17 protein-coding genes are annotated in these 18,480 nt (G+C 51.9%); 10 read left to right on the top strand and 7 right to left on the bottom strand.

Translation table 11 applies throughout. The features are described from left to right. The first annotated feature begins 225 nt into the window (after positions 1–225). Positions 226–1,323, top strand: coding sequence for an FUSC family protein (locus tag ACOZIO_RS05740; RefSeq protein WP_129952558.1), 1,098 nt, complete (start codon positions 226–228; stop codon positions 1,321–1,323). Between the two features lie 167 nt (positions 1,324–1,490). Beyond that, positions 1,491–1,823 carry a DUF496 family protein gene (locus ACOZIO_RS05735; protein WP_013574907.1) on the top strand — a complete coding sequence of 111 codons (333 nt, stop codon included), beginning with the start codon at positions 1,491–1,493 and terminating at the stop codon, positions 1,821–1,823. Positions 1,824–1,879: 56 nt separating this feature from the next. Here ACOZIO_RS05735 and ACOZIO_RS05730 read toward each other — a convergent pair whose 3' ends face one another. Further along, positions 1,880–2,839: a D-2-hydroxyacid dehydrogenase family protein gene (locus tag ACOZIO_RS05730; RefSeq protein ID WP_129952559.1), complete on the bottom strand. Its 960-nt coding sequence runs from the start codon at positions 2,837–2,839 to the stop codon at positions 1,880–1,882. Between the two features lie 93 nt (positions 2,840–2,932). Beyond that, positions 2,933–4,036 (bottom strand): ABC transporter ATP-binding protein, encoded by a 1,104-nt coding sequence (locus tag ACOZIO_RS05725; RefSeq protein ID WP_129952560.1) that lies wholly within the window; start codon positions 4,034–4,036, stop codon positions 2,933–2,935. A gap of 276 nt (positions 4,037–4,312) precedes the next feature. Between ACOZIO_RS05725 and ACOZIO_RS05720 the strand changes: the two genes are divergently transcribed. The 6 genes from ACOZIO_RS05720 (at position 4,313) to ACOZIO_RS05695 (ending at position 11,541) form a co-directional block, all read left to right on the top strand. After that, a complete protein-coding gene (locus tag ACOZIO_RS05720) occupies positions 4,313–5,539 on the top strand; it encodes an extracellular solute-binding protein (RefSeq protein WP_129952561.1) in 1,227 nt (408 codons plus the stop codon). Positions 5,540–5,624: 85 nt separating this feature from the next. After that, the gene (locus tag ACOZIO_RS05715; RefSeq protein WP_129952789.1) at positions 5,625–6,926 is read left to right on the top strand and encodes a carbohydrate ABC transporter permease; all 1,302 of its coding nucleotides are present in this window, start codon (positions 5,625–5,627) and stop codon (positions 6,924–6,926) included. A gap of 14 nt (positions 6,927–6,940) precedes the next feature. Next, a complete protein-coding gene (locus ACOZIO_RS05710; protein WP_129952562.1) occupies positions 6,941–7,792 on the top strand; it encodes a sugar ABC transporter permease in 852 nt (283 codons plus the stop codon). 64 nt (positions 7,793–7,856) lie between these two features. Beyond that, on the top strand, positions 7,857–9,008 hold the full coding sequence (locus ACOZIO_RS05705; RefSeq protein ID WP_238483162.1) for a glycoside hydrolase family 53 protein: 1,152 nt from the start codon (positions 7,857–7,859) through the stop codon (positions 9,006–9,008). 65 nt (positions 9,009–9,073) lie between these two features. Then, complete coding sequence (locus tag ACOZIO_RS05700; protein WP_217159236.1) at positions 9,074–11,143, top strand: beta-galactosidase; 2,070 nt, start codon at positions 9,074–9,076, stop codon at positions 11,141–11,143. Positions 11,144–11,223: 80 nt separating this feature from the next. Next, complete coding sequence (locus ACOZIO_RS05695) at positions 11,224–11,541, top strand: glucose PTS transporter subunit EIIB (protein ID WP_129952565.1); 318 nt, start codon at positions 11,224–11,226, stop codon at positions 11,539–11,541. A gap of 316 nt (positions 11,542–11,857) precedes the next feature. Here the strand turns inward: ACOZIO_RS05695 and ACOZIO_RS05690 are convergent, their stop codons facing one another. Beyond that, positions 11,858–13,114: a maltoporin gene (locus ACOZIO_RS05690; protein ID WP_129952566.1), complete on the bottom strand. Its 1,257-nt coding sequence runs from the start codon at positions 13,112–13,114 to the stop codon at positions 11,858–11,860. Positions 13,115–13,391: 277 nt separating this feature from the next. Between ACOZIO_RS05690 and ACOZIO_RS05685 the strand changes: the two genes are divergently transcribed. Beyond that, complete coding sequence (locus tag ACOZIO_RS05685) at positions 13,392–14,462, top strand: LacI family DNA-binding transcriptional regulator (RefSeq protein ID WP_129952567.1); 1,071 nt, start codon at positions 13,392–13,394, stop codon at positions 14,460–14,462. Between the two features lie 74 nt (positions 14,463–14,536). Continuing rightward, the gene (locus ACOZIO_RS05680) at positions 14,537–15,013 is read left to right on the top strand and encodes a DUF805 domain-containing protein (protein WP_129952568.1); all 477 of its coding nucleotides are present in this window, start codon (positions 14,537–14,539) and stop codon (positions 15,011–15,013) included. A gap of 27 nt (positions 15,014–15,040) precedes the next feature. Here the strand turns inward: ACOZIO_RS05680 and ACOZIO_RS05675 are convergent, their stop codons facing one another. From ACOZIO_RS05675 to citF, 4 genes are read right to left on the bottom strand one after another with little or no spacing between them, the layout of a single operon-like run. Next, on the bottom strand, positions 15,041–15,589 hold the full coding sequence (locus tag ACOZIO_RS05675) for an RBBP9/YdeN family alpha/beta hydrolase (protein ID WP_129952569.1): 549 nt from the start codon (positions 15,587–15,589) through the stop codon (positions 15,041–15,043). Continuing rightward, entirely contained in the window at positions 15,586–16,425 is an 840-nt protein-coding gene (gene citG / locus ACOZIO_RS05670; protein WP_421595067.1) for a triphosphoribosyl-dephospho-CoA synthase CitG, read from the bottom strand. The genes ACOZIO_RS05675 and citG overlap by 4 nt, the downstream gene beginning before the upstream one ends. Then, positions 16,403–16,942, bottom strand: coding sequence for a citrate lyase holo-[acyl-carrier protein] synthase (gene citX / locus ACOZIO_RS05665; protein ID WP_129952571.1), 540 nt, complete (start codon positions 16,940–16,942; stop codon positions 16,403–16,405). The genes citG and citX overlap by 23 nt, the downstream gene beginning before the upstream one ends. Next, a complete protein-coding gene (gene citF, locus ACOZIO_RS05660) occupies positions 16,943–18,469 on the bottom strand; it encodes a citrate lyase subunit alpha (RefSeq protein ID WP_129952572.1) in 1,527 nt (508 codons plus the stop codon). Between the last annotated feature and the right edge of the window lie 11 nt (positions 18,470–18,480).

The following is an 18,480-nucleotide window of genomic DNA, read 5'->3' as shown; positions in this document are numbered from 1 at the left end:
CACCGAAGGATATTGTCACTGAGAAGAGAGTATTTTCCTTCCGAAGCTTCCTTTAACCCCATTCCAAAATATTGGCACAATCCAGGGCCGGTTGTTAAATAAATCCCGGAGGTCCGCTTTTCCGTCTCACCGTACCCAATCCCTGATAAAAACCAGGGTGATCCCCTCTGGTAACTCGGCTAAACTAGCGCCTTCTTTGTATTTATGCCTTACGGCAGGCTCAACGTGCGTCTCGACAAGAAAATTTCTCAGCTGGATAACATCATTTACCGTAATTACAGAGTTACTCACGCCCTGCGTATTGCGGTGGCGTTTATTCTGACATTCCTGATTGTCCGGCTGACAAAAATCCCTGAAGGCACCTGGCCGCTGATCACAATGGTGGTGGTGATGGGGCCGATTTCCTTTTGGGGGAATGTGGTTCAGCGGGTGCTGGAGCGCATCACCGGCACCGTATTCGGTTCACTCTCAGGGTTGATAGCCTTATGGCTTGAACTCTATTCCTTTCCGCTGATGTTGATGTGGTGCGGGATTGTGATGTTCGTCAGCGGCTATCTGACTCTCGGCAAGCGTCCGTATATGGCGCTGCTGATTGGGATTACGCTGGCGGTCGTGTGTGGCGCGGGACCTGGCGATATGAATACTGCACTGTGGCGTTCCGGTGATGTGATTTTCGGCTCCCTGCTGGCACTGCTTTTCGCCAGTATTTACCCCCAGCGCGCGTTTATTCACTGGCGCATGCAGATGGCCGATTACCTGATGTCGCTGAATAAACTCTATAGCGCCTGGCTGTCGCCGAACATGCTTGAACGCCCGCAGTTGCACGGTAAAATGAAAACCACGATGGGGCAGATGGTCAAAATGCGTTCTCTGTTTGCTCCCGCCAGTAAGGAATCGCATATTCCGCGTGAAGTGTTTGACGCTATCCAGACTCTGAGCCGTAATCTGTTGTGTACTCTTGAACTGCTGGCCGATGCCTACTGGAGTTCGCGCGAAAGCCATTTCCTGATGCTCAATGCCCGCACGCTGCGCAGCGCGCAACGGCTGATGCTCGATACGCTGGAAAAACTCAGTCTGATGCTGATGAACGGTACCAAAGGTGATGAACTGACGATCAATCATCAGCTGAATGAATCTGCAGAAGAACTGAAAGCGCTGATGGCGGAAATGAATGCCGCACACCATCTGGAAGCGCAGGTGTACGGCTATGTGTGGCTGAGTTCGCAGGTCGCGGAACAACTGCGGGCGATGGGAGACCTGATCACCATGACGATGCAAAAAGAAGACGCTCAAATAAGCAGCGTTAAAACGCCAAAAGCATGAAGGGATTTTTGTCTGCGGTCTAAAACGGGTAAGATGGTCTTATTGGACGATTATCTGAGCGCACCGCCCGATCTTTGCTAGTCTTCCTGCTAACTGCCGGTAAGGCAGACCAAGCGGTTGCGACAAGTCAGTCACTGAATCTGTGTAACTTAATCGAAGGTGTTAAAATGGACAATATCAACAAGCCGAGTTTCCAGGACGTTCTGGAGTTTGTGCGCATTTTCCGTCGTAAAAATAAATTACAACGTGAAATTGCTGACAACGAAAAGAAAATCCGTGACAACCAGAAACGCGTTCTGCTGCTCGATAACCTGAGTGATTACATCAAACCAGGCATGAGCATCGACGAAATTCAGGCGATCATTGCCAGCATGCGCGGCGACTATGAAGATCGCGTTGATGACTACATCATCCGCAATGCAGACCTGTCGAAAGAACGTCGTGAAATGTCCAAGAAACTGAAAGCAATGGGCGAAATCAAAGCCAACGAAACCAAGTAATTTCGTCGCCGCTGAAAGCAAAAACCGGGTGGATACCCGGTTTTTTTACGTTTGCACTAATCCAGCACACGCAGCGGCTTACCCGCCAGAAATGACCGGATATTCTCGACCGCTTCGGTGAAGTACACCTGATAATTACTGTCGGCGACATAACCCAGATGGGGTGTCGCCAGCACGTTCGGTTGCGTTCTGAAAGGATGATCGGCCGGCAATGGCTCGGCATCAAAGACATCAAGTCCGGCACCGGCTAACTGACTGTTTTGCAGCGCGCTGAGCAGGGCGGGTTGATCGACAATGGCAGCGCGCGACGTATTGATCAGCAGGGCAGAGGGTTTCATCTGTGCCAGTTCTTTCGCACCCAGTAAGCCGCGTGTGCGCTCGCCGAGCACCAGATGAATGGAAACCACGTCGCTGGTTTGCAGTAACGCTTCTTTTGATGTGCAGAATTTTACGCCATGTGCTGCGGCGTGTTCTGCGGTCAGATTATGACTCCACGCGCACACCTCCATGCCAAAGGCCTGCGCGATATGGGCCACCTTCTGGCCAATTTTCCCCAGCCCCAGCAGACCAAGCTGTTTACCGCTCAGGCCGACGCCCAGCGTGCTTTGCCACGGGCCGTTGTGACGTAGCGCATTATTTTCCGTGACCAGATGCCGTGCCAGCCCGAGGATCAGGGCCCACGTCAGCTCAACCGGCGCGGCCTGTCCGCTGCCGGTGCCACAGACCGTCACGCCATGTTTTTTCGCAGCGACAAGATCAACCGACGCATTACGCATGCCGGAAGTGATCAGCAGTTTCAGATTGGGCAGGCGGGCAAACAGCGCAGCGGTGAATGGCGTACGTTCGCGCATAATCACCACAATGTCGGCATCTTTCAGCGTTTCAGCGAGGGCATTTTCGTCGGCAATATGTTCTGTCAGCGCACGGCATTCCACCTGTGGTGCAAGTGACTGCCAGTCAGCCAGCGACAGGGAAACATTCTGGTAATCATCAAGAATCCGGCAGTGAAGTGGCATGGAAATCTCTCATCTGAAAATCATGATAAAGAGATATAACACTGAAACAGCCGGGAGGTGAAGTCTCCCGGCTACGCGGCCTGAAAAGATTAATTAATGCAGATGAGAAAGGCTGGGCGCGCTGATGCGCAGGCCGTCTTCGCTGAACACCATACAACGTTTGGCATCAAACCAGGTGGTCAGGCTCTGATAAGGGTTGAAAGCCATGTCGCCCGGTAGCAGCATTTTAAAGCCATCAATGCCATAACACTGACCAAACAGATACGTGCTGTTGCCCAGCCGCTCTACCACTTCGCAGTTAAATTCCAGCACGTTTTCGGTTTCCTGCGACAGCAAATGTTCAGGGCGGATCCCAAGCGTGACTTTATCACCCGCCGACAGTTCAGAGGTGCTCAGTGCCAGTGTCAGGGTCTTCTCCGGCGTCAGGCGTACTTCGAGCTGTTCCGGCTGCCAGCGGATCACTTCAGCAGGCAGGAAATTCATTTTGGGTGATCCGATAAACCCCGCGACAAACTGATTCACCGGATTGTAGTAAAGATCCATCGGTGCGCCCATTTGCTCGACTTTGCCGTAATTCATCACCACGATTTTATCGGCCAGTGTCATGGCTTCAGTCTGATCGTGTGTCACATACACCATGGTGGTTTTCAGTTCCTGGTGCAGCTTGGAAATGTGTAACCGCATATCCACACGCAGCTCTGCATCAAGGTTAGACAGGGGCTCATCGAACATAAATACCTGCGGATTACGCACAATCGCACGCCCGATGGCGGTTCGCTGGCGCTGTCCGCCGGAAAGCTGTTTCGGTTTTCTGTCCAGCAGATGAGAAAGCTGCAACGTTTTGGCGACCATCTCCACCTGATGACGAATTTCTTCTTTCGGCACGCCGTTGACTTTCAGCCCGTAACCCATGTTTTCTGCAATGGTCATGTGCGGATAAAGCGCGTAAGACTGAAACACCATCGCCACACCACGCCGGGAAGGATCGACGTCATTCACCCGCTGCTCGCCGATGTAAACGTCTCCTTCCGTAATCTCTTCCAGCCCGGCAATCATGCGCAGCAGGGTGGACTTACCGCATCCTGATGGCCCGACGAAAACGGTGAATTCGCCGTCTTCAATATCAATATTGATGCCATGTAATGTCACTGTTTTATCAAAACGCTTGACCACATTTTTAAGTCTGATGCTGGACATGTGAGACCTCATAAAGAATTCATACCGCTGATGTTTCGGACTATAACCACCTTGTGTAAGCGTTTGCACAAGCGGGTTCGAATTTTGGAGAGAAGATCACACAATGCGCATCTTTTTGTAGTGATTTATAGCTTGTAAGTTTAACGTATAACATAGTTTTTAAGGCGACATTAATCAGTATTAAATCAGCTTTTATGGGGTTTGATACAAAGATTTTAGATTGAGTGTCGTTATAAACCCTACAAAAATGTTATACCTTCACATCCAGGAGCAACAATGAAAATTACACACCTTACTGCCTTGGTACTGATGTCGTTAAGTCTGAGCAGCCAGGCCGTCCGGGCAGCCGGGGGGCAACTGCTTATCTGGGAGGATATTAAGAAATCTTCCGGTATTTCCGACGCGGTGAAAGATTTTGAAAAAGAGAACAATGTCAAAGTCGTTGTGCAGGAAACGCCTTATGCACAACAAACGGAGAAATTACGTCTGGATGGTCCGGCAGGCATCGGCCCTGACGTCGTCGTGATCCCTAATGATCAGCTGGGCACGGCCGTGGTACAGGGGTTACTGGCACCGCTGAATCTCGACAAAACGTTTCTTGCCAGCTTCACACCGCCGGCGTTAAACGCCTTCCAGCTTAAAGGACAAACCTACGGTGTGCCGAAAGCAGTCGAAACGCTGGTGCTGATTTACAACAAAGATTTACTGCCGCAGGCACCGGCGACCCTCGACGAGTATTACACCTTCTCCAAAGCCGAAAGGGCGAAAGGCAAATACGGCCTGTTAGCCAAGTTTGACGAAGTGTATTACGCCTATGGCGCGATGGCTTCCATGGGGGGCTACATTTTCGGTAAAGATGCGAAGGGTGAAATCAACGTTGAAGATATCGGCCTGAACAAACCGGGCAGCATTGAAGCCATTACTTATCTGAAGAAATTCTATGCCGACGGGTTATTCCCGGCAGGGATTGTCGGTGATAACGGGCTGAACGCTATCGACTCGCTGTTTACTGAGAAGAAAGCGGCTGCGGTGATCACCGGCCCGTGGGCCTTCCAGCCATATGAAGCGGCGGGTATTCACTATGGTGTTAAAGCGTTACCGCTGCTGCCAAACGGCAAACCGATGAGTTCATTCCTCGGCGTGAAAGGTTATGCGGTTTCAACTTACAGCAAGCAAAAACCGCTGGCGGAGAAATTCATCACCTTCATCAACCAGCCGAAGTACGCCAAAGTGCGCTACGAAGTGACCAAGGAAATCCCTGCTCTGACGGCGCTGGTTAACGATCCAATGATTAAAAACGATGAAAAAGCCAACGCGGTGGCAGAGCAGTCTACCCGCGCGACGGCCATGCCGGGTGTACCGGAAATGCAGGAAGTCTGGGGTCCGGCGAATAACGGTATTCAGCTGGGTGTGACCGGCAAACAACCGGTTGATGCCGCGCTCAACGATGCGGTGAAAAATATTCAGATGCAAATCGAAGCGGCGAAAGCCAGCAACGAGTAACCGGTAACGCTTGCTGAAACCCCGTATGTCTGACAGGAGGGAGTGATTTCACTCCCTCACCAGTGAAAGGAACATCTTTGTGTCTATGCGTCTTCATGAGGAAAACCCGGCGCCACTTTCCGCCAGCCACCATGCACCGGTGGCGCTGGCGGTGGCGCTGATCCCCGGTTTTGGGCAGTTTTATAACCGGCAATGGGCCAAGGGAATACTGTTTTTTATCATCCTTATTTGTTTCGCCGGCGTGTTCTATGATTTCCTGCGTCAGGGATTATGGGGTTTATATACGCTGGGTGAAGAAGTACCGCGTGATAATTCGATATTTCTGCTCGCCAAAGGCATTATCAGTCTGCTGATTGGCGCATTCGGTGCGGCTTTTTATTACTGGAGCCTGCGCGATGCATGGGCAAACGGTAAACGCCGTGACCAGGGCATGGAATTACCCAGCGTGCGTAAGCAATATCATTTGCTGCTGCGTGAAGGTTTTCCCTATCTAATGATCACACCGGGTTTTATTTTACTGGTGTTTGTGGTGGTTTTTCCGATTATATTCGGCTTCTCAATCGCGTTTACTAATTACAATTTATATCACACGCCACCGGCGAAATTAGTCGACTGGGTGGGGTTCAAAAACTTTATTAATATTTTCACGCTCAATATCTGGCGCTCCACATTGCTGGATGTATTGCAATGGACGGTGGTCTGGACGGTGCTGGCGACCACGCTGCAATGTACGGTGGGTGTCATGCTGGCGATTCTGGTGAATCAGAAAGATTTGCGCTTCAAGGCGCTGATCCGCACCGTGCTGATATTGCCGTGGGCGGTGCCGGGTTTCGTTACCATTCTGGTATTTGCGGGTATGTTCAATGATTCATTTGGCGTCATTAATAACGGCATTCTGGCGGCCTTAGGTATTGAGCCTAAAGCCTGGCTGACCGATCCGTTCTGGACCAAAACAGCGCTGATCATGATGCAGACCTGGTTGGGCTTCCCGTTTGTGTTTGCCATGACTACCGGCGTATTGCAGGCTATCCCGAACGATTTATATGAAGCCGCGACGATGGATGGTGCCAGTACCTGGAAGAAACTCAAAACCATTACGTTGCCGCTGGTCTTATATTCCATTGCGCCAATTATTATTACGCAATACACCTTCAATTTTAATAATTTCAATATCATCTATCTGTTTAATAACGGTGGCCCGGCGGTGGCCGGTTCGAATGCGGGCGGAACGGATATTCTGGTGTCGTGGATATATAAACTCACCATGTCATCTTCGCAATATGCTATTGCGGCGACCATTACAATTCTGCTGTCGATATTTGTAGTCGGTATTGCATTGTGGCAATTCCGGTCAACGAATTCATTTAAACAAGATGATATGGCGTAACCGGGAGAAGGAATATGAGTAAACACACCAGTATTAAAAGAAACCGGTTTATCCGCCTTGCGCTGAGTTATTTACTGTTGCTGATGGTGGGGGTAATTATTATTTATCCGCTTATCTGGACAGTCGGTGCGTCACTCAATGCCGGTAACAGCCTGCTCAGTACGTCGATTATTCCGGAGAATGTCTCGTTCCAGCATTACAAAGACTTATTTAACGGTGAAGTGAATTATGTCGGCTGGTACTGGAACTCGATGAAAATCAGTTTCCTGACCATGATCCTGACCCTGATTTGCGTGAGTTTTACCGCTTATTCCTTCTCGCGCTTTCGTTTTAAAGGCCGGAAAGACGGGCTGATGCTGTTCCTTTTATTGCAGATGATCCCGCAGTTTTCGGCGCTGATCGCCATTTTCGTGCTGGCGCAATTACTGGGGCTTATCAACAGCCATCTGGCGCTGGTACTGATTTACGTCGGCGGCATGATCCCAATGAACACCTATCTGATGAAAGGCTATCTCGATGCCATTCCGAAAGATCTGGATGAATCAGCGCGGATGGACGGCGCCGGTAATTTCCGCATTTTCATCGAAATCATCATGCCGCTGTCGAAGCCGATCCTGGCGGTGATAGCGCTGTTTTCCTTCACCGGCCCGCTGGGGGATTTCATTCTTTCGAGCACCATTTTGCGTACACCGGATAAGTACACCTTGCCGATTGGCCTGTACAACCTGGTGGCGCAAAAAATGGGGGCTAATTACACCATGTACGCCGCAGGGGCGGTACTGATCGCCGTACCGGTCGCCATTTTCTATCTCGCCTTACAAAAATACTTCGTTTCCGGCCTGACGGCTGGCAGTACAAAAGGATAATCCGATGTCTTTATTTTCTAAGAAGATTTTCAATAAAAGCGCAATGGCCTGCGTACTGCTGGCCATGTCGTTCTCCGGTGTGGCACAGGATGTGGTGATCAAAAAAGTCGCTAACGTGCCCGCAGATTTCATCAAGGGTGCCGATATCTCGACGCTGATAGATGTGGAGAAACACGGCGGCAAGTTCTTTGACCAGAACCACAAACAGACCGATGCGATGGTGATCCTCAGGCAGAACGGTTTTAACTACGTCCGTTTACGCTTATGGGTGGATCCTAAAGATGCACAGGGCCATCCGTACGGCGGCGGAAATAACGATCTGGCCACCACGCTGGAACTGGCGAAACGTGCTAAAGCCCTGGGTTTTAAAATCCTGCTTGATTTTCATTACAGCGATTTCTGGACCGATCCCGGCAAACAGTTCAAGCCAAAAAGCTGGGAGAAAATGGATTATCCGCAGTTGAAAACTGCCATTCATGATTATAGCCGTGACGTGATCGCCAAATTCCGCGCACAGGGCACCGTACCGGATATGGTGCAGGTCGGTAACGAAATGAACGGCGGCATTTTGTGGCCGGAAGGCAAAAGCTGGGGCGCGGGCGGCGGCGAGTTTGACCGTCTGGCCGGGTTGCTGAATGCGGCGATTACCGGTGTCCGCGCGGACGAAAAAAATCCGTCAGATATCAAAATTATGTTGCATCTGGCTGAAGGCACCAAGAACGATACCTTCCGCTGGTGGTTCGATGAAATCAACCGTCGCAACGTGCCTTATGACGTGATTGGCCTGTCTTTTTATACTTACTGGAATGGCCCGATTTCAGCGTTGCAGACCAATATGGATGACATCAGCAAACGCTACAACAAAGACGTGATCGTCGTGGAAGTGGCTTACGGCTATACCACCAAAAACTGTGATGCAGCTGAAAACAGTTTCACGGAAAAAGAAGCCAAAGACGGCGGCTATCCGGGCACGGTGCAGGGCCAGGCCGATTTCCTCAGCGATCTGATCAAAAGCCTGGTGGCCGTGCCGGATCATCGCGGCAAGGGCCTTTTCTACTGGGAACCGACCTGGATCGCTGTTGACGGCGCCGGCTGGGCGACACCTGCCGGTATGACCTACATCAATGATCACTGGAAAGAGGGCAACGCCCGCGAAAATCAGGCGTTGTTCAGCTGTGACGGCCAGGTTCTTCCTTCCATCAAAGTCTTCAATTAATCCCTTTTTCCCCGGCCGGATTGGCCGGGGTGTGAATATTTCTTAAAGTTCCTAAGGACCCAAGCATGACGAAATTTCCTCCTCTGAGCAGTAAGATTTCCGGCCTGTTACATGGCGCGGATTACAATCCGGAACAGTGGCTGGAGAGCCCCGATGTCCTGATTCGTGATGTCGAAATGATGAAAGAGGCGTGCTGTAATGTCATGTCAGTCGGAATTTTCAGCTGGTCAGCGCTGGAACCCGAAGAAGGCCATTTCACGTTTGGCTGGATGGATCAGGTGCTGGATCGTTTGCACGAAAACGGCATTTCGGTATTTCTCGCCACACCAAGCGGGGCGCGTCCTGCGTGGATGTCGCAAAAGTACCCGGAAGTCCTGCGTGTGGGGCGCGACCGTGTAAAAGCGCTGCATGGCGGACGTCATAATCACTGCATGAGTTCGCCGGTGTATGCCGAAAAAGTTCAGGTGATGAACAGCGCGCTGGCGAAGCGCTACGCACATCATCCGGCCGTCATCGGCTGGCATATTTCCAACGAATACGGTGGCGAGTGCCATTGTGATTTTTGCCAGACCCGTTTCCGCGACTGGCTGAAAGCCCGTTATGTCACACTGGATGCGCTGAATAAGGCCTGGTGGAGCACCTTCTGGAGCCACACTTATACCGACTGGGCGCAGATTGAATCACCATCACCACAGGGCGAAAGTGGCGTTCATGGGCTGAATCTCGACTGGCGTCGTTTTAATACCGATCAGGTGACCCGTTTTTACAGTGAGGAAATCCGTCCGCTGAAAGCGGAGAACCCGGCGTTACCGGCGACCACCAATTTCATGGAATATTTCTACGATTACGATTACTGGAAACTGGCCAGTGTGCTGGATTTTATCTCGTGGGACAGTTATCCGATGTGGCACACCCGCAAAGACGATATTGGTCTGGCGGCGTATACCGCGATGTATCACGACCTGATGCGTACCCTGAAACAGGGCAAACCCTTTGTGCTGATGGAATCGACGCCGAGTTTCACCAACTGGCAGCCGGTTAGCAAACTGAAAAAGCCGGGGATGCACATTTTGTCCTCCCTGCAGGCAGTCGCGCACGGTTCGGATTCGGTGCAGTATTTCCAGTGGCGTAAAAGCCGTGGTTCTTCGGAGAAATTCCACGGCGCGGTGGTTGATCACGTCGGGCATATTGATACCCGCGTCGGACGCGAAGTGTCTGAACTGGGCAGGATTTTATCCGCACTGGCGCCGGTGGCAGGCAGCCGCGTAGAAGCCAGAGTGGCGATTATCTTCGACTGGGAAAGCCGCTGGGCGATGGACGATTCCCTCGGGCCGCGTAATGAAGGGCTGGAGTATGAAAATACCGTCGCCGGACATTACCGCGCACTGTGGTCGCAGGGCATTGCGGTCGATGTGATCAACGCCGACTGCGATTTAACCGGTTACGACCTGGTGATTGCGCCGATGCTGTATATGGTGCGGGCAGGCGTCGGTGAGCGGATCACCGCGTTCGTGCAGGCCGGTGGCCGGTTTGTCGCAACTTACTGGAGTGGTATCGTTAACGAAACAGATTTGTGTTTCCTCAGCGGGTTCCCGGGGCCGTTGCGTCCGGTGCTGGGGATCTGGGCGGAAGAAATCGACAGCCTGACTGATGACCAGCACAACAGTGTCAGCGGTACCGAAGGCAACGCGCTGGGCTTAAACGGTCCGTACCGTGCCAGCAAATTGTGTGAAGTGATTCATCTTGAAGGCGCGGCAGCACTGGCAACGTATGGCGAGGATTTCTACGCGGGAACCCCGGCGGTGACCGTGAATCTGTTTGGCAAAGGCCAGGCCTATTACCTGGCTTCGCGCAACGATCAGCAATTCCATGCTGATTTTTATACCGCGCTGGCGAAAGAAATGCAGTTGCCGCGGGCGATAGAAACGGATTTACCGGAGGGTGTCACCGCAGCACGTCGCACAGACGGCGAAAATGAATTTATCTTCCTGCAAAACTACGCCGCAGACAGTCAGACGGTGACGTTGCCGGATGATTACCGCGACATGGTGCATGGCGGTGTATTACCCCGCAAACTGACGCTGCCGGCATTCGGTTGTCAGATCCTGTCGCGCCGTTTATCTGCCATTTCTTAAACTCTTATTTTTAACAACCACGTGCAATCAGGTTTTTCCGGTTGCACGTTTTTTTTCATTCCTGAAAGAGAGTGTTCATCATGGTAAATATTAAAGACTTTATGCATGTATTCTCTGCGAAGAATAAAAGCCCTGAAAATGAGATCCCGCCACCGACTGATGTGGCGTTATTAATTGATGCACTCGGCGGGCGCGATAATATTATTAACGTTGATGCCTGCATTACCCGTTTGCGGGTGACGGTAAAAGAACTCAGGCGGGTGAACTCCGGCGCTATCCAGCAGACCGGCGCGATTGGCGTGGTAATCATCGGTCAGGAAGTGCATGCCATATTTGGTAAGCAGTCCGACAGCCTGAAGAAATTAATGACTGAGAAGTTTGGTTTAAAAAGTAATTAATCTCTCTTACGTAAACGCACTAAAAATAAAGGCAGCCCGACACAAGGCTGCCTTTATTATTTCTGCTTTCTATAAATGATAATAATGATGCTGCTGTGCGGAGAAAAAACGTAACGATCCCCTACAAGAGAAATTAAGTTTTGTCTGTCGCTTTATTACAATGAGGATATTTTTTTAATAATTAACACCTGTTTTTTCAAATCCATTGGAGTTGCAGCAAGGCAGCAAGTGAGCGAGTCCCGATGAGCTGACTTATGTCAGTGATTCGGGTGAGCAAACGTAGCTAATGCAGTTGCAGCTTCAAGGAAGAAAAAAATCACCACCAGGCTTCGACCTGAACACCAAAGTTCCACGTATCCGCTTTGGTATGATCATCAAACGTATCGCCATGCTCCGAATCATTCAGATAAGACGCGAACACACGCAGTTCAGGACGTGACATAAACTCCGGCCCGGCTGCCAGCCCCATCGCCAGTGTATATTTTTGACCGCCTTGTTTGTAACTCGCCCCGGTCTTGTAATCATCTTTCTGGTAGAACGTACCGACTTCACCGATGGTGCGTACATAATCAGTCCACTGATATTGCGCACGTCCCACCAGAGAAACCAGTTCAGTCGTATCGGTGTAATCAGTGATGTTTTCTGCGTGGCCGTAGGTCAGCACATGGTTAAGGCTGAACTTACTGGTGATCGGGATAAGACCGGTGATGATGCCGCGATAACCGGTGGCATCATTGGTATAGTTCCACATATCGTACCAGCCGCCGCCCTGTGAAATCATGTTCTGCGCCAGACCTTTATTCGCGTACTGCAATACCAGTTTGTTATAGCCGCCCCACATGTCCTGGCTGATTTCACCGGTCAGCATCACGCCGTTATCCGCATCATACAGGCCGCCGTACTCTTTCTGGTCATGCGACAGATTTGGCATGGCGTAGTCGGCACCGATTTCCATCCACGCACCGCTCCAGGGTTTAATTCCGGCATAACGCACGTCGATGTAGTTGATGTTCACATCATTATTACCGTCCACGCGGTAATCTACGTCATTGGCATCGCCACGGATCCACGCCAGAGAAAGCGCGCCTTCGCCCATTTTAAGATTTTCAATACCGGCACCGGCACCGGAAATGTTCCAGTATTTGGTATCGATGATGTGTAAATCATGACGCTGGTAATAACGTTTACCGCCCCAGATCACGGCATCTTTATCCCAGGGGACCAGCCCTTTGATTTGCAGATTCAACTGGCGCAGGCCGAACTGTGCATCGTCATTTAAGGTGTTTTCATCATCATTAGAGCCGTCAGACACCATACTGACCATGGAGTCGACGTAAAAACTCACGTCATCTTTCTTGTAAACTTCGCTGCCCAGTTCAATTTCGCCGTAGGTGTCATCTTCGTTGCCCAGACGCCCGACTTTATTTTTCTGGAATTGTTCCAGACTGCCACCGCCAGAAACCCCCACGCCCGAACGCAGATATCCATGAAAATCAATATCATTTGCCACGGCAGGGCCCGCTGTGATGGCGAGGGAAACCGCCACAGCCAGAGTGCGTAAGTTGTGTTTCATTTTTTTTCCTTATGATTGTATGACGTTCACATTTACGGAATCTATAAGATACCCAGAAACAATAATGATCAATTTTACATATTGTGAAATGTGATATATGTCTACAAGTTATGGATTATTGATAAATCGTGAGTGATATAAATCACGAATATATTCAATGTTAACGTATAACTTATGCATTACCGGTCACCCGGATTGAACTTTTAAATGAGATCCCGTACGTTGGCTCGATTATCATAGGATTGAGCAAAATCACGGGTTGCGGTCTGGGGAAAGAATGAAATCAAAAAGTTCGACATTAGAGGATGTTGCCCGCTATGCCGGTGTTTCGTATCAGACGGTTTCGCGGGTGTTAAACAAATCGGCCAATGTCTCAGATGCCACGCGTCTGAAAGTTGAACAGGCCATTGAAGTTTTGCGCTATGTGCCGAACCGGCTGGCACAGCAACTGGTGGGGAAGCAGAGTTTTACCATCGGACTTGTCACGACGTCACTGGCGCTACACGCGCCTTCGCAAATTGCCGCGTCAGTGAAGAAATATGCACATCAGGCCGGGTATCAGGTACTGATTTCAATGATTGACGGAGACGTCAACCAGAGCATTCAGGACTCGATTAATGAACTGAAATCACAACGTGTTGAGCGTGTCATCATCAACATTCCGCTGGAAAGCGCCGAGGCGGGACGGATTTATGAAAATAACCGCGACATCCTGTGTCTTTTTCTTGACGTCGATCCCACCAGCCCGGTGTTTAATGTCTGCTTTAATCCGGCTGACGGTTCACGCGCCAGCGTGGAATATCTGCATGATTTAGGGCACCGTGAATTTGCCTTGCTGGCGGGACCGGAGGATTCTGTCTCTTCCCGTTTACGTCTGGAAAGCTGGCAGGAAACGCTGGCAGAGAAGGGCATTCAGCCGGTGACGGTTATTCACGGCGACTGGAGTGCAAAAAGCGGTTATTACAGCGCGTTGCAGATTTTGCGTGAAACTCCGCAATTCACCGCCATGCTGGTGGGAAATGACCAGATGGCGCTTGGCGTCATCAGTGCGCTTCATCAGCACAATGTGGCCATCCCGCAGCATGTGTCGATCATCGGATACGATGACACCTACGACAGCGCTTTCTTTCATCCGGCACTGACCACCGTCTCACTGGATCTCGATTTGCAGAGCAAAGAGGCGGTTGAACATTTGCTGGCCGAAAACCCTGAGACGATGTCATCGAAAATTCTGCCTGCGAAGCTGGTGGTGCGTAATTCCACCCGTGCGCCGGGGCAGCAGGAGAAAGATCTCAACCTGATAGCCGATCAGCTCAATATTCTGGCGCAGCAGTTGCGGGGGCAGTAAGAAAACGCTTTAATTCTTTACCTATTAAAAAACCCATTGAAATATCAGATGAACAGGCAAAAGGATGTGATGAAATGACGTTATGGCAGTGTTATTTGCAGGGCTGGAAAAAGTATGTAGATTTCCGTGGCTGCGCGACCCGCAAGGAGTTCTGGACATTTGCGCTGGGTAATTTGCTGATTATTATTTTGCTGACCATGGGCGTTTCATTCCTGTTCGCGCTGGCGGGGAATCCTTACAGCATTTTTTACGCCGGGGTTGCTTATACTTTGTTTGCCCTGGCGACGGCATTACCGCTTCTCGCGGTCGGGATCCGGCGTATGCACGACATCAACCGCTCCGGCTGGTGGTTTGGCGGTGTTTATCTGGCAGGTATTGTTTCGCGCCTGCTGAATACCATCCTGATGCAGTACGCCTCGCCGGAAACCTATGTGTGGATGAAAATCACGTTGGGTATTGTACTGGGCTGGATCCCGCTGCTGGTCATGATTTTCCTGTGCTGTCAGAAATCCAGGCCTGCGCCGCAAACACAATCCCGCATTGTTGAGTAATGCACTACTGAACACCCTGTCGCGCATTTAGTCCGATAAGTTTGCCGCCAGTTGCGCGGCAAATACCTCCAGTTTCGTCAGCCCCCACGGCCAGTCGCCGAACCCTGATTCCACATTGATATGTCCGGCCTCCCCGATATCTGCCAGTTCGCAGCGCCACGTCTGCGCCCAAAACTCTGCCCGGGTAAAGGTCAGCAACGGATCGGTATGGCTGGCGACCAGCAGCCCCGGTACGGCCAGCGGTACAGGAAGAATGTCATCATTGAGCCCGAACCGCATGGGCTCGGCAGGAGCGACCAGCATCACACCCGCCGTGAGTTGCGGATGACGGTTCGCCCACACCAGGCTTGCGAGCGCGCCAAAACTGTGGCCGATCAGCAGCAGCGGGGAAGGGGCCTTTTTCTGCTCACGGTCAATGGCAGTAATCCAGCCTTCAAGATCAACCTGCGCCCAGTTGCGCTGCTTTATGCGCAGCCAGTGGGGATATTGTTCATGCCAGCGGCTTTGCCAGTGCCCGGCTTCGCTGTCACGCAATCCGGGAACCAGCATGCGGGTTATTTCAGGCACCGGGCTCATTGTGGGAAAGCCATCAGCACGATGGCAATTGCCAGCAAATCCGCACTGCCTCCGGGGCTGAGATGACGGGCTATCAGGGCGTTGTCCATCTGCTGTAAATCCTCCGTCTGCCAGCCTGTGTTCAGTAACCGGCGGGCATAATCCTGTACGAAACGTAATCCGCTGAGGCCGCCGCGTGCCACCAGATTGGTGTCGGGGTTATAGGCCATCAGGCGCAGCAAAGCATTAAGGCTGCGGCGTTCAGAATGGCTTTCCTGATACCAGTATGGAAAAACGTGGCGACGCAAAGTGAGGAATCCGCTCTGTACCTCGCCCCGGGCACCGGTCATCCCGTGTGCCACAAACAGCCGTTCACCCGCCGACACCGGCTGGCGGCAGTGTTGTAATTCGCGCTCAACCAACCCTTGCGTCATGGCGGCCACTTCAGCACATAAGCGGTTGCGGGTCAGCAACCGGCGTTGTCCGATCAGTCTGCCTGCGGCGGTGCACAATAACCCGAGCGAGAAGATGCCGCCTTTGTGGGTATTAATCCCCTGTGTTGCGCCGAACATCGCCTGCTCACAGGCCAGTCCGGTCGGACGGATGCGCATCAGCATCCCCTGTAAGGGTTGCAGAAAATCCTGCTGACCAAGAGTAAAAAACTGATGGAGCCAGGGCGTGATGGCATCAATGCTGCGCAGAAACAGGGGCAAATCCATGTCGCTGTGCGAGCCGTTGTTGGCACTGTCCACCAGCCCCGGTTTGGGGGTCAGCCAGACTTCACGGCGCAACGCTTCGGCTGCCAGTGCGGCAATGTCAGTAGAGACAGGATGTTCAGAGCATACGGTGCCAGCCATCAATCAGTGCCTCCACTTTGGCGATAACTTCCGGTAGCGGGTGCTGGCGCGAACGGGCACAGGCATGGGCGGGGCCATCGCAAATCAGACAGCGGCGGCTGGCATTGTCGAGCGAACGGCGGCCCACAATGCCCGCCTGCGGGCAGATCACATCGAAATCCCATAAACGCCCGAGGATATGTGATTGTTCCAGTTCAACCGTAGCCGCTTTCACTTCCGGCGCAGGATGTTTCACGCACCAGAACGCTTCCGCACCGGTGGGCAGCCAGAAGACCTGTTGTTTCAGTACCGGCCAGCCATGTTGCAGCAACATGACTTCGGCACGTTGCAATGCCTCACGCATAACCTGACGATACACGACAGAGTCTTTCACCGGCCCCGGCGTTACCAGCGTGAGTGAAATCAGCGGTTGCGAGAATTGAGTCAGCCAGTGGGTTTGCCGTTTGGCCCGCAGTTCCTTTGCTGCCAGCAAATCCTCAAGGCTGACGCCTGCATCAGCAGGCGTCATGATGGTCATTTATGCGTCCTCTTTTACCTGATGAACCACGTCAATGACACTGCCGTCGCGATAGCGGATAACACCCACGATGCGGTCAGTGAATTCAATCGGTTTCGGTTCGCCGGTCAGGGAAATCGCCCGCTGATACAACGCCTCGATGTCCATGATTTTCAGACCCGCCTCCTCCAGTCGCTGCCGGATTTCCGGACGTGCCGGGTTGACAGCGATGCCATGATCAGTCACCAGCACATCGATGCTTTCCCCCGGCGTTACACGGGTGGTGACGCGGCGCACCACCGTCGGAATTCGGCTGCGCAATAAAGGCGCGACGACAATGGTCAGATTGGCCGCACTGGCAACATCGCAATGACCGCCGGACGCGCCACGCATGACACCGTCGGAACCGGTGATGACATTAACGTTAAAACCGGTATCGATTTCCAGCGCGCTCAGAATGACGATATCCAGCTGGTCGCAGCTCGCGGCCTTTGCACCCGGATTAGCATAAACGTTGGTGGATATCTCGATGTGCTGCGGGTTACGGCTAAGTGACGCCGCCGCCTGACCGTCGAAACATTGCGTATCCAGCAGCGTTTGAATCAGACCTTTTTCATGCAAATCCACCAGACTGCCGGTGATGCCTCCGAGGGCAAAACGGGCGGTGATCTGGTGGCGTTCCATTTTCTCTTCCATGAAACGGGTGCAGGCCGTGGCCGCCGCGCCGGAACCGGTTTGCATCGAAAATCCCGGTTTGAAATAACCCGAGTATTCAATGACTTCAGCCGCCGTACGGGCGATCATCAGTTCACGCGGATTACTGGTGACACGGGCAGCGCCGACGCTGATTTTCGCCGGATCACCGACCTGATCGACTTTAACGATGTAATCCACCTGATCCTGTACCAGGCTGGCGGGCATATTAGGGAAGGGCACTAATTCTTCGGCCAGCAGCACCACGGTTCTGGCGAATTGCGCATCCACCATGGCGTAGCCCAGCGAACCACAGCAGGATTTACCCTGTGTACCATTGGCATTGCCGAATTCATCGCTGCACGGCACGCCAAGGAATGCGACATCAATGTTCAGTTCGCCGTCCTGCAATAATTTAACCCGACCACCGTGCGAGTGGATTTGTACCGGTTGGTCCATCAGCCCGTGAGAAATGGCATCGGCCAGTTTGCCACGCATCCCCGAGGTATAGATTTGGGTGATGACACCGTGGCGGATATGTTCGATCAGCGCATCATTACAGGTCATCAGTGAACTGGATGCCAGCGTGAGGTTTTTAAAGCCGAGTTTTGCCAGCGTGGCGACGACATTATTAATAACCTGATCACCTTCACGGAAAGCATGGTGGAAGGAAATGGTCATGCCATCTTTCAGGCCGCTGCGCGCAATCGCCTGTTCCAGTGAATCGCATAATTTACGATGCAGACGGGCATCAGGATCGGAAAGATATGGCGTATTACGGTGCGCACCGTCAAAGGCAACCAGATGTCTGAGCTGCGGATAAAGACTGTGCAAAGTTTCAGTTAAATGACTCATTAGCTTGATAT

It is taken from the genome of Rahnella sp. PD4 (assembly GCF_049199325.1).
GTDB classification, from domain to species: domain Bacteria; phylum Pseudomonadota; class Gammaproteobacteria; order Enterobacterales; family Enterobacteriaceae; genus Rahnella; species Rahnella perminowiae.
Note: the sequence above shows the minus strand (reverse complement) of the source record. Positions and strands in the feature narration are given on the sequence as shown.